12 protein-coding genes are annotated in these 14097 nt (G+C 56.6%); 2 read left to right on the top strand and 10 right to left on the bottom strand.

Annotated features, from left to right (window positions below; all coding sequences use genetic code 11):
• Positions 1 to 3: 3 nt before the first annotated feature.
• Genes livG through livK form a run of 4 tightly spaced genes read right to left on the bottom strand, consistent with a single transcriptional unit; the run spans position 4 to position 4138 of the window.
• Positions 4 to 771, bottom strand: coding sequence for a high-affinity branched-chain amino acid ABC transporter ATP-binding protein LivG (gene livG / locus ACSIPU_RS21770; protein ID WP_004106537.1), 768 nt, complete (start codon positions 769 to 771; stop codon positions 4 to 6).
• The gene (livM, locus tag ACSIPU_RS21765; RefSeq protein WP_024274785.1) at positions 768 to 2045 is read right to left on the bottom strand and encodes a branched chain amino acid ABC transporter permease LivM; all 1278 of its coding nucleotides are present in this window, start codon (positions 2043 to 2045) and stop codon (positions 768 to 770) included. The genes livG and livM overlap by 4 nt, the downstream gene beginning before the upstream one ends.
• The gene (livH, locus tag ACSIPU_RS21760; protein WP_004106541.1) at positions 2042 to 2968 is read right to left on the bottom strand and encodes a high-affinity branched-chain amino acid ABC transporter permease LivH; all 927 of its coding nucleotides are present in this window, start codon (positions 2966 to 2968) and stop codon (positions 2042 to 2044) included. The genes livM and livH overlap by 4 nt, the downstream gene beginning before the upstream one ends.
• Positions 2969 to 3028: 60 nt before the next feature.
• Positions 3029 to 4138, bottom strand: coding sequence for a high-affinity branched-chain amino acid ABC transporter substrate-binding protein LivK (livK, locus tag ACSIPU_RS21755; protein ID WP_004106543.1), 1110 nt, complete (start codon positions 4136 to 4138; stop codon positions 3029 to 3031).
• A 421-nt stretch (positions 4139 to 4559) separates the two neighbouring features.
• Here livK and panM point away from each other — a divergent pair, with 421 nt between their 5' ends.
• A complete protein-coding gene (gene panM / locus ACSIPU_RS21750; RefSeq protein WP_004106545.1) occupies positions 4560 to 4946 on the top strand; it encodes an aspartate 1-decarboxylase autocleavage activator PanM in 387 nt (128 codons plus the stop codon).
• A gap of 635 nt (positions 4947 to 5581) precedes the next feature.
• Here the strand turns inward: panM and ACSIPU_RS21745 are convergent.
• The 3 genes from ACSIPU_RS21745 to ACSIPU_RS21735 form a co-directional block, all read right to left on the bottom strand.
• Entirely contained in the window at positions 5582 to 6685 is a 1104-nt protein-coding gene (locus tag ACSIPU_RS21745; protein ID WP_016807580.1) for a branched-chain amino acid ABC transporter substrate-binding protein, read from the bottom strand.
• Between the two features lie 256 nt (positions 6686 to 6941).
• Positions 6942 to 8186, bottom strand: coding sequence for an aromatic amino acid transport family protein (locus ACSIPU_RS21740; protein WP_435322266.1), 1245 nt, complete (start codon positions 8184 to 8186; stop codon positions 6942 to 6944).
• 150 nt (positions 8187 to 8336) lie between these two features.
• The gene (locus tag ACSIPU_RS21735; protein ID WP_004106551.1) at positions 8337 to 9602 is read right to left on the bottom strand and encodes a 4-aminobutyrate--2-oxoglutarate transaminase; all 1266 of its coding nucleotides are present in this window, start codon (positions 9600 to 9602) and stop codon (positions 8337 to 8339) included.
• A gap of 117 nt (positions 9603 to 9719) precedes the next feature.
• Here ACSIPU_RS21735 and ACSIPU_RS21730 point away from each other — a divergent pair, with 117 nt between their 5' ends.
• Positions 9720 to 11234, top strand: a complete 1515-nt coding sequence (locus tag ACSIPU_RS21730; protein ID WP_004106553.1) for a MocR-like pyridoxine biosynthesis transcription factor PdxR — start codon at positions 9720 to 9722, stop codon at positions 11232 to 11234.
• A 32-nt stretch (positions 11235 to 11266) separates the two neighbouring features.
• Here ACSIPU_RS21730 and rpoH read toward each other — a convergent pair whose 3' ends face one another.
• The 3 genes from rpoH to ftsE all read right to left on the bottom strand — a co-directional run bounded on the left by rpoH (position 11267) and on the right by ftsE (position 14097).
• Positions 11267 to 12121 (bottom strand): RNA polymerase sigma factor RpoH, encoded by an 855-nt coding sequence (rpoH, locus tag ACSIPU_RS21725; protein WP_004106554.1) that lies wholly within the window; start codon positions 12119 to 12121, stop codon positions 11267 to 11269.
• Between the two features lie 256 nt (positions 12122 to 12377).
• Positions 12378 to 13436 (bottom strand): permease-like cell division protein FtsX, encoded by a 1059-nt coding sequence (gene ftsX, locus ACSIPU_RS21720; protein WP_024274786.1) that lies wholly within the window; start codon positions 13434 to 13436, stop codon positions 12378 to 12380.
• On the bottom strand, positions 13429 to 14097 hold the full coding sequence (ftsE, locus tag ACSIPU_RS21715) for a cell division ATP-binding protein FtsE (protein WP_004106557.1): 669 nt from the start codon (positions 14095 to 14097) through the stop codon (positions 13429 to 13431). Before ftsE ends, ftsX begins: the two co-directional genes overlap by 8 nt.

The raw sequence follows: 14097 nt of genomic DNA, 5'->3' as shown, positions 1-14097 counted from the left end.
CCATTATGCTTCACCTAAATAGGCGCGGATCACGTCCGGGTTGTTGCGGATCGCTTCCGGCGTACCGTTGGCCAGCGGCGTGCCCTGGTTTACCACGTAAATACGGTCGGAAATGCCCATCACCAGCTTCATATCGTGCTCAATCAGCAGGATGGTGGTGTTGTGATGGCTGCGCAGCTCGACGATCAACTCATCCAGCTCTTTGGTCTCTTTCGGGTTTAGCCCCGCGGCGGGCTCATCCAGCATCAGGATTTCCGGCTGGGTCACCATGCAGCGGGCGATCTCCAGACGGCGCTGGTCGCCGTAGGCCAGGTTACTGGCCTGGCGGTTGGCGTGTTCGAGCAGGCCAATACGCTCAAGCCAGGTCGCGGCGCGATCGAGCGCTTCGCTCTGGGCGCGGCGGAAGGATGGCGTCTTCAGCAGGCCGGAGAAAACCCCGGTTTTCAGCTGCTGATGCTGTGCCACCAGCAGGTTTTCAATCACCGTCATTTCGCGGAACAGACGCACGTGCTGGAACGTTCGCACTACGCCCATGCGGGCAATCTGCTGGCCCGGCAGCCCTTCCAGATGCTGGTCACGCAGCATAATAGTGCCGCCAGTGGGCTTGTAGAAACCGGTCAGACAGTTAAAAACGGTGGTTTTGCCCGCGCCGTTCGGGCCGATAAGCGAGACAATTTCCCGTTCCCGCAGCTCCAGCGACACGTTGTTAACCGCCAGCAGACCGCCAAAACGCATCATCAGGCCGTTTACGGATAATAATGGCTGACTCATGCCTGCTCTCCTTTTGCCTGACCGTTTTTCAGCTTCAGCTGCGGACGCGTCATCGGCAGAAGGCCCTGCGGACGCCAGATCATCATCAGAACCATCAGCGCGCCCAGCATCAGCATGCTGTACTCATTGAAATCACGCATCAGCTCGCGCGAGACCACCAGCAGAACCGCCGCCAGGATCACCGCAAACTGGGAGCCCATACCGCCGAGAACCACAATCGCCAGCACAAAGGCCGACTCGGCGAAGGTGAAGGATTCCGGGCTGACAAAGCCCTGACGGGCGGCGAACAGGGTGCCGGCAAAACCGGCAAACGCGGCGCTGATGGTAAAAGCGGTCAGCTTGATGCGCGTCGGGCTGAGGCCCAGCGAGCGACAGGCGATTTCATCTTCGCGCAGCGCTTCCCACGCGCGGCCCAGCGGCATACGCAGCAGACGGTTAATCACGAACAGACTTAACACCACCAGCAGCAGAGCGACCAGGTAGAGGAAAATGACGCGATCGGAGGGGTCGTACTTCACGCCAAAGAAGTTGCTGAACGTATCCCAGCCGCCTTCACGGGCGCTGCGGCTAAATTCAAGGCCGAAGAGCGTCGGTTTTGGGATCTGGCTAATGCCGTTCGGGCCGCCGGTTATTTCGGTGTTGTTAAGCAGCAGGATGCGCACGATTTCGCCGAAGCCGAGCGTGACAATCGCCAGATAGTCGCCGCGCAGACGCAGGACCGGGAAGCCAAGCAGGAAGCCCGCCGCCGCCGAAACCAGCCCCGCCAGCGGCAGGCAGGTCCAGAACCCCAGGCCGTAATAGTGGTTCAGCAGCGCAAAGGTATAGGCGCCGATGGCATAAAAGCCGCCGTAGCCCAGCACCAACAGGCCGGAAAGCCCCACCACCACGTTAAGACCCAGGCCGAGGATGATATAGATCATCGTCAGCGTGGCGATATCCACCGTCCCGCGCGACACCATAAACGGCCACGCCACGGCGATAACCAGCAGGGCGATCAGGAACAGCTTCTGTTTTACCGTCGAACCGTCGATAGCCGGCAGAATAAACTTCGGCCCGGAGACGTTCTTCAAGGTTTTCTGAAAAATGGGACGCAGCAGCTGGAAGAAGAAAACCACTGCGGTTCCGATAAAGATCCACTGCCAGCGGATATCGGCGGCGGTATCCACCACCAGCTTCGTGCCGTCAAGCTCCAGCTGCACGCCCATAAAGACGCCCGCCAGGATAAAGAACATAACTGCCGACAGCAGCGCCATCGCAAAATGCATCGGTTTCATACTTTTTCTACCTCCGGACGGCCCAGGATGCCGGTAGGCATCACCAGCAGAACCAGGATCAGCAGCGCGAACGAGACCACGTCTTTATATTCCGTGCTGAGATAGGCAGAAGAGAGCGCTTCGGCAATACCGAGGATCAGCCCGCCGATCATCGCGCCAGGAATGCTGCCGATGCCGCCCAGAACCGCAGCGGTGAAGGCCTTCATCCCGGCCATAAAGCCGATGTAGGGGTTGATAACGCCGTAAAACTGTCCGAGCAGAACGCCGGCAACCGCCGCCATTGCCGCGCCGATCACAAAGGTCAGCGCAATGACGCGGTCGGTGTTAATCCCGAGCAGGCTGGCCATTTTCAGATCTTCAGCGCAGGCGCGGCAGGCGCGCCCCATGCGGGAATAGCGAATAAACAGCGTTAGCGCCAGCATGGCGATAAAGGTCACCACCCAGATCACCAGTTGCATGGTGGTAATGGTCGCGGAGAAGTTGTCGCTACTGCCCACCGTCCACTGGCCGTTAAACAGGCTTGGCAGCGCGACATCGCGCGAGCCTTCCGTCAGACTGACGTAGTTTTGCAGGAAGATCGACATCCCGATGGCGGAGATCAGCGCAATCAGGCGTTTTGAGCTGCGAACCGGCCGGTAGGCCACGCGCTCGATACTCCAGCCGTAGGCGCTGGCAATCACGATAGCGCCGACGAATCCGGCAGCAACCAGCAGCCAGCTGGTATCAATACCCATCATCATCAGGGCGGCAATGATCATGAAGGAGACGTAGCTGCCAATCATATACACCTCGCCGTGGGCGAAGTTGATCATGCCGATAATGCCGTACACCATGGTATAGCCGATGGCAATCAGCGCATAGGTGCTTCCCAGCGTGACGCCGTTAAACATCTGCTGCAAAAAATAGAGAAACTGCTCGGACATAAGGTAACCTTTTTCAACCCGCCCGCTTTGCACGGGCGGTGGGATAACTTGTCTTATGGCTTATTTCGCGAGGGTGGATGACCCATCCGCGTGCCACTGGAAGACACCAAACTCAAATCCCTTCAAATCGCCTTTTTCGTCCCAATTCAGCGGCCCAATCACGGTTTTCGCGCCGTGAGCTTTCAGATCTTTGATTAAATCCAGCGGCTCCTGGCTTCCGGCCCGGTCCATCGCCTGCGCCAGTGACTGTACGGCGGCGTAGGTGATCCAGACATACGGACCGCTCGGGTCCTTCTTCTCCGCTTTGAGCGCGTCAACGATAGCGCTGTTAGCCGGGTCCTGGTCATAGCGTTTTGGCATCGTGACCAGCATGCCTTCCGCCGCATCGCCCGCGATATTGGACAGCGACGCGTTACCCACGCCTTCCGGGCCCATAAACACGGTTTTCAGCCCTACGGAACGCGCCTGGCGCAGCATCTGACCCATTTCCGGGTAGTAGCCGCCGTAGTAAACGAAGTCGATATTCTCTTTTTTCAGGCGCGCCAGCAGCGCGGAGAAGTCTTTTTCGCCAGCGGTGATGCCGTCGAAGAAGACGATATTCGCGCCGCCTTTTTTCAGGCTCTCCTGAACAGAGCGCGCTAAGCCTTCACCGTACTGCTGCTTATCATGAATGATAGCAATACGCTGCGGTTTGACGGTTTCCATGATGTATTTAGCGGCGGTCGGCCCCTGCGAGGAGTCCAGACCCGCAGTACGCATGATGTACTGATAACCGCGCTGAGTCAGCTCCGGGTTAGTCGCTCCCGGGGAGATCATCAGAATACCTTCATCTTCGTAGATATCGGATGCGGGCTGAGTGGAAGAAGAGCAGAGATGGCCGATAACATACTGGATGCCGTCATTGACGATTTTGTTCGCCACCGCAACGGCCTGTTTCGGGTCACAGGCGTCATCGTACTCTACGCCGACCAGCTTATCGCCCTTAATGCCGCCCTGCGCGTTAATGTCTTTGATTGCCTGGCGCGCGCCGTTAAATTCCATATCGCCCCACTGGGCTACCGGGCCAGACATCGCGCCAACAACGGCGACCTTAATATCTTTGGCAAAAGCCGCCTGGGACATCGCCAGTGCGACTAACCCCGCGATAACCGTTTTCGCGTTCCTTTTCATGCTGCAGAACCCCGTTCGTGATGTGGTGTAAATATTTTGTATTTTTATGGTTAAAAAGCATTCTGTGCTTTTATTAAACAACGCTACTTTTACCATTATCTTTAATGGTTTAGCGAGGTTTTTTGCCTGAATCCAGAGTAAATTCTCTATTTTTCAGGCGATTAAGCAAAGATAATATTCTGTATTTACGTGAAGATAAACAAAAAAAGTCCAGCAAACAGCATAAAATAACGATACATAAGGCGGAATAAAACGCTATATATCAGGTTAAAATTCTGCTTATTTTTCGATCCATGATGAATTGCTCTACCCTGTTCCTTCCAGGAAAACGAATCCCCTGATGACGAGGCAAAAAACGGCGCTCCGCCTGGCGGGGAATTTGGATACACTGACGCATCCGTTTTAACTGGACTCACCGAGCATGAAATTGACCATTATTCGTTTACAGCACTTCAGCGATCAGGATCGTATCGACTTAGGGAAAATCTGGCCGTCGCAGGATCTCGCGGCACTGGCGATAGATGAGAGCCATCGTATTTACGCCGCCCGCTTCAACGAGCGTCTGCTGGGAGCGGTACGTATTACGCTGAATGGCGTTGAGGGCGAACTCAGCGCGCTGTGCGTGCGTGAAGTGACCCGCCGTCGCGGCGTCGGGCAATATTTAGTGGAAGAAGCGCTAAAGGATAATCCAGAAATCACCAGTTGGCGGATTGCGGATGCCGGCGTGGAAGACCGCGGCGTGATGGCGGTGTTTATGCAGGCGCTGGGCTTTAGCGCGCAAACGGGCGGTTGGGTAAAAAATCAGTAAATCGGCGAAAGAAGGCTGAACATTCCCGGGTTGCGGCTGACGCCTTACCCGGGCTACCGACTAAAAAAGGCAACTTACGTTGCCTTTTTGCTTTTACCTTTCTCCTCGCCTATGCGAAGAGGCAAGGATCAACTGATTTAACCCAGCATTTCGCGTTGTAGAAAGGCGTCAAGACCCGAAATCCCCGAGAGCTTACATCGCTAAGTGACCGGGGTTGAGGGGCGCAGACAACGCCTCTGCGGCGGGAAGGGCCCCTTTCATTTAACCAAGAATTTCGCGCTGCAGAAAGGCGGCAAGCGCTGAAATCCCCGGGAGCTTACATCAGTAAGTGACCGGGGTTGAGGGGCGCAGCCAACGCCTCTGCGGCGGGAAGGGCCCCTTTCATTTAACCAAGAATTTCGCGCTGCAGAAAGGCGGCAAGCGCTGAAATCCCCGGGAGCTTACATCAGTAAGTGACCGGGGTTGAGGGGCGCAGCCAACGCCTCTGCGGCGTGAAGGGCCCCTTTCATTTAACCAAGAATTTCGCGCTGCAGAAAGGCGGCAAGCGCTGAAATCCCCGGGAGCTTACATCGGTAAGTGACCGGGGTTGAAGCGTGCAGCCAACGCCTCTGCGGCGCGAAAGGCGCAGGTTAAATTTATTTGGCGTCGGTCGCCGTACCGTTCGCATGCCAGGTAAACACACCGAATTCGAAGCCTTTCAGGTCGCCCTTCTCGTTCCAGGAGAGCGGCCCCATCACGGTCTCAACCGTTGCCCCTTTCAGGTATTTCGCGATTTCAGCCGGATCGTCAGACTGATTCAGGCCCGCTTCCAGCGACTGCAGCGCGGCATAGGTGGTCCACACGAACGCGCCGCTCGGATCCTGTTTCTTCGCCTTGATCGCATCCACAATCGGTTTGTTCGCCGGAACCTGGTCGTAGTTTTTCGGCTTGGTGACCAGCATACCTTCCGCAGAAGCGCCCGCGATATTAGACAGCGACACGTTGGCGACACCTTCCGGCCCCATAAACTGCGTTTTCAGGCCAGCGGCGCGAGACTGACGCAGGATCTGCCCCATCTCCGGGTGATAGCCGCCGTAGTAAACGAAGTCGATATTCTCTTTTTTCAGGCGCGCCACCAGGGTGGAGAAGTCTTTCTCGCCGGCGGTGATGCCATCAAAGAACACCACGTTGGCGCCACCCTTCTTCAGATTATCCTGTACAGCACGGGCCAGGCCTTCGCCGTACTGCTGCTTATCGTGAACAATCGCGATACGCTGTGGTTTCACGCTTTCCAGAATATATTTGGCGGCGGTTGGCCCCTGGTCGGAGTCCAGGCCGGTAGTGCGCAGAATCAGGTGATAGCCGCGAGCTGTCAGCTCCGGCGCGGTGGCCGCCGGGGTGATCATCAGCACGCCTTCATCTTCATAGATATCAGACGCCGGCTGGGTGGAAGAAGAGCACAGGTGGCCGATAACGTATTTGATACCGTCGTTAATCACTTTGTTGGCGACGGCAACCGCTTGTTTCGGGTCACAGGCGTCATCGTACTTTACCATCTGCAGCTTATTGCCTTTGATACCGCCTTTAGCGTTGATATCCGCAATAGCCTGCTCTGCGCCAGTGAACTCCTGGTCGCCGTACTGCGCTACCGGACCGGACATCGCGCCAACAACGGCCACTTTGATATCCTCGGCCATTGCCGCACCGCTCATGATTAAGGCAATACATCCTGCCAGTAACGCTTTACCCTTCATATTCATCCTGAGGCTCCCCATTATTATGGTTTTTGCATTTGTTGTGATGTTGTTTATTAGCGCATTATTCTAATTAGACACATAAGTAAAGCATATGATAGTTAGATTAGGGTCTGCCGCCTGCGCTTTTGCAGCACACTATGCTAAACATACCGTCATTCAGGAGAATTGGAAACGATAAAATTGCGGAGTATGTAACAGATAAGTGACAAATAAAAACCCGCGCCGGAATAAACCGAACGCGGTGGCATGAGCGACGGTACTACCAGCCCGCAGGCAGGTAGCCAAAGGCGGAAGCAATGGCGTAGGCGGCGCTGCAAAGATAGAGCAATACGATGAAGATCTGGATTAAAGGATGCGTAATCAGCGCCGGGCAGGTCCAACCGGGATTGATATCACCCTGCCTGCGCGAGCCTTTAAGGATCAGGATCGGCATGATAGATAAAATCACCCCGCTAAATACCCCGGCAAAATAGAGCGCATTCACGAAGGATACCATCCCACTGTAGGCCAGAATGAAAGGCGGTACGGCGACCACTAACAGCACCTTAAAGCGTTTCAACGGCTGCTCGTCGTTTCCAAGGCGAAACTGATCGAAGATATTGGTCAGGAAGCTGCCGCCCAGCCCCCAATAGGAGGTCAGCATCGCGCAGAACGCAAAAAGGTTTGCCGAGAAGAAGGCCCACTCGCCGAGCGCACGTCCCCAGGAAATGGTCGCCACATCAGAAATATTATCCAGCCCGCTTAATGCAATCACCGAGAGCGGGACCAGCGCCAGCAGGCAAAAGGTTAATAACATTCCCACCATAATGGCCTTCGGCAGTTTCTCCGGTTTATCAGCGAAACCGCGCGCCATTTCCGGCACGATATACTGCGCGGAGAAGCAGAACGCGACAACGTTAAATACCGGCACCATATACAGCCAGTTACCATCCAGCAAATAGCCGACGCTGGCGGTCTCTTTCAGCAACGTCGCGGCGACAAGTATGGTTATCATGACGACCATGCCGATACTGATAAATTTCTCGCCCCGGCCAATCGCCTTCAGGCCAAGATAAAGTACCCCGGCCGCCGGAATAAAAAACAGCGCGCTGCCGAGAGCCGGCGAGATACCGAATAACGAATGCAATAATTTACCGCTGCCGGTCATATAGGCCGTCAGCGCGCCGACGCTGTTGACGCAAACAGAGAGGAACATCATCAGCGCGCCAAAGCGGCCAACGTAGCGCTGCGACAGGCCGCTAAGCTGCAGATGCTTGCGCGTGCGCAGCGTCGACTCCGCTACGTAGAGCATGGTAATGGTCGTCAGACTACCGACCACAATCAGCCAAAACAGCAGCGGCAGAAAGCCCGCTTTGCTGGAGGCATAGGCGATGGATAGCACCCCAGCGCCGATATTGGTGCCGACGATCATCGACACGCCTTCAATGAAACTCAGGGATTTTGCAGGTACAGCGGTACGCTCCCGGCTCGTCAGAACCGAAGAAAAGGTGGAGTTGTCAGACATAATATTTTCCGTTTTATTCCGGCAGCGTGCGCTGCCGGAAAAAAGGTGATATCAGGGTGATAAACCACTCACGCTGAGCATGAATAACCAGTCTGCGGCCTCCTGTTTCTGTTCGGCTTCCGTGCCGCCGCAGCCTGACCGGACGAAAAGTTAGCGCTTCAGCACGCGGGCCAGAATATCCAGCGCTTTCGTAAACTGCGCATCCGGAATCGTTAACGGATAGAGGAAGCGAATGACGTTGCCATAGACGCCGCAGCTCAGCAGCAGCAGGCCGTTCTCCTGGGCTTGTTGCTGGATTTGACGGGTGATCTCCGCCGACGGATCCCCGGTTTGCGGATCGTTAAACTCCACCGCCACCATCGAGCCCTGACCGCGAACGTCAGCAATGGCCGGGCAGCTTTGACGCGCCTGATTCAACACCTCTTTCAGATGGCTGCCTAAGCGCTCAGCGCGCTGGCACAGCTGTTCTTCTTCAATCACGTCCAGCACCGCGTGCGCCGCCGCGACCGCCAGCGGGTTACCGGCATAGGTGCCGCCCAGGCCGCCCGGCGCAGGCGCATCCATCACCTCGGCGCGACCTACCACGCCGGAGAGCGGGAAACCGCCGGCCAGGCTTTTGGCCATCGTCATCAGGTCAGGCTTCACATCATAGTGCTGCATCGCAAATAGCTTACCGGTGCGCGCAAAGCCGGTTTGTACTTCATCGGCAATCAGCAGAATGCCGTGGGTATCGCACAGCGCGCGCAGCGCCTGCATAAACTCAGGCGGGGCAACGTTAAAGCCGCCTTCCCCCTGAATCGGCTCCAGCACAATCGCCGCCACCTGATCGGCCGCGATATCCGCTTTGAAAATGCGCTCCAGGCTCTTCATCGCGTCGGCGGTGGTAATGCCATGGGCGGCGTTAGGGTAGACGGCGTGATAAACCGAGCCCGGGAACGGGCCGAAACCAATCTTGTAAGGCGCCACTTTGCCGGTCAGCGCCATGGTCATAAACGTACGACCGTGGAAGCCGCCGCCGAAGGTAATCAACCCCGGACGGCCGGTATAAGCGCGCGCGATTTTCACCGCGTTTTCAACCGCTTCTGCCCCCGTGGTAAAAAAGGCGGTTTTCGCCGGACCGTCAATCGGCGCCAGTTCGTTAATCCGCTCGGCCAGCGTGACATAGCTTTCGTACGGGACAATCTGGTAAGCCGTGTGGGTAAAGGCCTGCAGCTGCTGTTCAACGGCGGCAACGATTTTTGGGTGGCGATGGCCGGTATTCAGCACCGCGATGCCGGCGGCGAAATCGATCACCTCATTCCCTTCAATATCCCACAGCGTAGCGTTCTCAGCTTTCTCAACAAAGTAGCTGCACATCACCCCTACGCCGCGTGGAGTCGCCTGCTGGCGACGCTGATTCAGTTCTGAACTTTTCACCGGGAATCTCCTGTCATGTGTGTCACGTTATCGCAACAAATCCGAAACTATGTCGTTTATTTACACAGGATTTGGCCCTATAATCGAGTACCAATTCAGATTATCTGAGGGATCCAATTGCGTTCGCTTATCGCAGACCTGGTGCTGGTCAGATTGCAGAAAGAAACCGATCCGCTCCTGCACAAGCGCCTTTACAAGGCGATTCGCCACGCCATTCTGGATGGTTCTCTCCCGCCCCATAGCCGGCTGCCGCCGTCGCGGGATCTGGCGGGGGAACTAGGAATGTCTCGCAACACAATTTTAACAGTTTACGAACAACTCCTGGCTGAGGGGTACGTTGTGTCCCGTCGCGGCAGCGGCACTTTCGTGGCGAAAACGCTGCCCGATATGTTTCTTCCCGCCAGCAGCGCCAACGAAAGCCATCCCGCGCAGCCCCCCAGCGGGACTCTTTCCCGTCGCGGCCAACATCTGCTGGGGCACATCAGCGCCAGCCCGCGTCAGTGGGGGGCGTTTATCCCCGGCGTACCGGACGTCAATGCATTTCCCCACCCGCTGTTCAGTAAAATTCAGGCACGCATCAGCCGCCGTCCAAAACCCGAACAGCTCAGCTATAGCTGTAACGGCGGTACCGCCGAGCTGCAGCACGCGTTGGTGGACTATCTGAGAGTAGCGCGCGGCGTTCTGTGTCAGGCAGATCAAATTCTTATTACTGAAGGGATCCACCAGGCCATCGACCTGATCACCCGCATGCTGTGCGACCGCGGCGATCTCGCCTGGGTGGAGGAGCCTTCCTACTGGGGCATTCGCCACGTGTTGGCGATGAATGAAGTGCGGGCTGAGCCGATTGTGGTGGATGCCAGCGGCCTGTGCCCGCCCGAAAGCGTAGCCGAAGCGCCGCGGCTGATCTTCGTTACGCCATCCCATCAGTATCCCCTCGGCGCGGTAATGAGCCTTGAACGCCGACAGCGCCTGCTCACCCTGGCCCATCAGCACGGCAGCTGGATTGTGGAAGATGATTACGACAGCGAGTTTCGCTTTTCCGGCCAGCCGATCCCGGCACTACAGGGCTTAGTCCCCGAAGCGCCGGTGGTCTACGTCGGCACGTTCAGTAAAACGCTCTACCCGGGGCTGCGGCTGGGCTACGTCGTGCTGCCTCGACCGCTTGCGGCTGAACTCAAAAACGCCCATGCCGAGCTCTACCGCGGCGGCCATTCGCTTATCCAGCTGGCGCTGGCGGAATTTATCAATGCCGGTCATTACTCGGCGCACATTCGTCGCATGCGCCTGCTCTACAGCCGCCGTCGCGTCTTTTTGACCGAACTGATTCAGCGGCACTGCGGAGCGCATGCGCTGTCGGACTTCAGCGACAATGCCGGACTGCATCTGATTCTGAATTTGCCGGATGAGGCAGATGACGTGACGATTGCCCGCGATGCCAACGCGCGCAATATCTTAGTGCGTCCGCTGTCGCGCTATTACCTGACGGCGCAGCGGAAGAAAGGACTGTTGATGGGGTTTGCTTCGCAGCCGGAAACGCAGATGGAGCCGGCGTTCAACGTGCTGCTTGAGTGTCTGAACAGGCACTGCCCGCAGGCGCTGACGGAGGCAGAAAAACAAAACGCCCCAACGTAATGTGGGGCGTTATCGCGGGACTGGCGCGCAGATTAGGCTTCGATAGCGGCGCGCAGTTTTTTCATGGCGTTCTTTTCAAGCTGCCGTACTCGCTCGGCCGATACGCCGTAGCGATCCGCCAGCTCCTGCAGCGTGGACTTATTGTCTTCGTCCAGCCAGCGGGCGCGGATGATATCCTGACTACGTTCGTCAAGCCCCTGCATTGCGTCGGTCAGCTTGTTCGCCGCCTGCTCTTCCCAGTTATCGTCTTCAATACCGTCGGCAAAGTTAGACGTTTTATCCTGCAGATAGAGCACCGGCGCCATCGGCTGGCTATCGGATTCATCATCCGACGACATGTCGAAGGTCATATCCTGCGCCGCCATACGTGACTCCATCTCACGCACGTCTTTGCTCGATACGCCCAGCTCGCGAGCCACCATTTCGACTTCGTCCTGGTTGAACCAGCCCAGACGCTGCTTAGTTTTACGCAGGTTAAAGAACAGCTTACGCTGCGCTTTCGTGGTCGCGACCTTCACAATACGCCAGTTACGCAGAACGTATTCATGAATCTCCGCTTTGATCCAGTGCACGGCGAAGGAAACCAGACGCACGCCCACTTCCGGGTTAAAACGGCGCACGGCTTTCATCAGGCCAATGTTGCCTTCCTGAATCAGATCCGCCTGCGGCAGGCCATAACCCGAGTAGTTACGAGCAATATGAACAACAAAGCGCAGGTGAGACAGGATCAGCTTTTTCGCTGCTTCCAGATCGCCCTGGTAATGCAGCTTTTCAGCAAGCTCCCGCTCTTCATCAGCCGACAACATCGGCCAAGTGTTAGCAGCCCGGATGTACGATTCCAGGTTACCAACGGGGGCTAAGGCTAAAGTTTGCATATCTTTGGTCATTCAAATCCTCTCAATCGATATCTTCTGGCACCATTCTGTCCTCACAGCGGAGCAACAAACATGCCAGCATTGATGAGCAACGAGAATATCACTCACATTAGTATCAGACAGTGATTTTATCCACAAGTTCCATGCAACGATGTGAATAGATTACGCACAAAATGTGACATGGTTATGAAGTTTAGGGAAGCGTCGACAGGGACTCTTTCCCTGCAGAGAGATATTCAGTGCAGGGAAAGATTATACCAGATTTTTACTACTCGGGAGTAAAGTGACGTAAATGTTGTACGGTTGCCAGCCAGGCGGCGACCCAGCCAATCATTGAGCAAACAATCAGCATCAGCAGGCACTCATCAAAGCCTAAGCCGCTGAGTTCAAACTGCGTGCCGAAGACTTTCGCCACTTCGGTGACCGCCGACGAAAGGCGCATGACCATAATTTCCGACAGGATCAGCGACAGAAACGCGCCGGAGAACCCCAGCAGCGCACCGCCGTAAAGAAAAGGACGCAGAATAAAGCCGTCGGTTGCGCCAATCAGTTTCTGCACGTTAATGGTATCGCGGCGGGCGAAAATGCTCAGACGCACGCTGTTGCCGATCACCAGGAACACCGCCGCCACCATCAGTACGCCGATCATCGCCGACACGCGTCCGACCAGCCCGGTCAGCGACGAGAGGCGCGCAAACCAGCTATCATCCATTCGGACTTCATCAACGCCCTGAACATGACTCACGCGGTCGCGCAGCGTGTTCAGCGCTTCGACACTCTGGAAATCAATTTTCGGCACGACGATCGCCACTGCCGGCAGCGGGTTCTCTTCCAGCATATCCAGCGCGCCGCCGAAGCCTGACCAGTTGCGGAATTCGCCAAGGGCTTCATCGCGCGACAGATAGTTGACCTTCTCGACGCCCTGCTCCGCCTGCAGCTGACCGACTACCCGCGCAGCGGCATCGTCATCCAGCGTTTTCTCCAGATAGACGGTGATTTGCGGCGTGGGATAATACTGCGACGCCGCGGTGCTGACGTTTTTGTAGACCATATAGCACACGCTTGGCAGGGTCAACGAAATGGCGATAACCATCACCGTCAGGAACGTCGCCAGGGGCGTGCTTTTCAGATCCTGCACCGCACCATGCCAGGCATAGCGCACCTGTTCATTGAACACGTTGCTCTTGCGGGAAGCCGGATTCGGCGCCGCCTTAGGCCGCTTCGACGTATTGCGTCCACCGCTGCCGCCCGCTCCGCCCGCATTGCGGAAACGATCGAATCGATTGCCGAACCGGCGAATGTGGTTCATTGCCTCGCGCTTATTCACCGATATGGCCTCCATGCATATGCCCCTCGCTGAGGGACAGAACGCGATACGGACGACTGGAGATAAGCCCCAGATCATGCGTCGCCATCAGCACCGTCACCCCAACGCGGTTAAACTCTTCAAACAGACGTAAGATCCCTTCCGACAGCGCTTCGTCGAGGTTACCGGTCGGTTCATCCGCCAGCAGGACCGCTGGTTTGTTAACCACCGCGCGGGCGATACCCACGCGCTGTTGTTCCCCGCCTGAAAGCTGAATCGGCAGGTTTTTCGCTTTGTCCAGCAGCCCGACTTTATCCAGCGCCGCCGACACGCGACGGCGAATGTCATCGCCGCTGGCGCCGGCGATAATCAGCGGGATCGCCACATTATCGTAAACGGTACGGTCCATCAGCAGATGGTGGTCCTGGAAAATCATGCCAATCTGACGGCGCAAAAACGGCACTTCGCGGCTCTTCAGGCGGCTAATGTCATGGCCGCCGAAAAGGATTTTGCCGGCGCTGGGCCGCTCGATACCGCAGATAAGCTTCAGCAGGGTACTTTTCCCCGCGCCGGAATGGCCGGTCAGAAACGCCATCTCACCCGCCTGCAGGTGAAAAGTCACCCCCTGCAGCGCTTGTCTCCCACCGAGATAGGCTTTGCTGACTTGTTCAAAGCGAATCAT

The organism is Klebsiella sp. HN106, assembly GCF_051209435.1.
Classification (GTDB): Bacteria; Pseudomonadota; Gammaproteobacteria; order Enterobacterales; family Enterobacteriaceae; genus Klebsiella; species Klebsiella oxytoca.
This window is presented reverse-complemented; position numbering and strand designations above follow the sequence as displayed.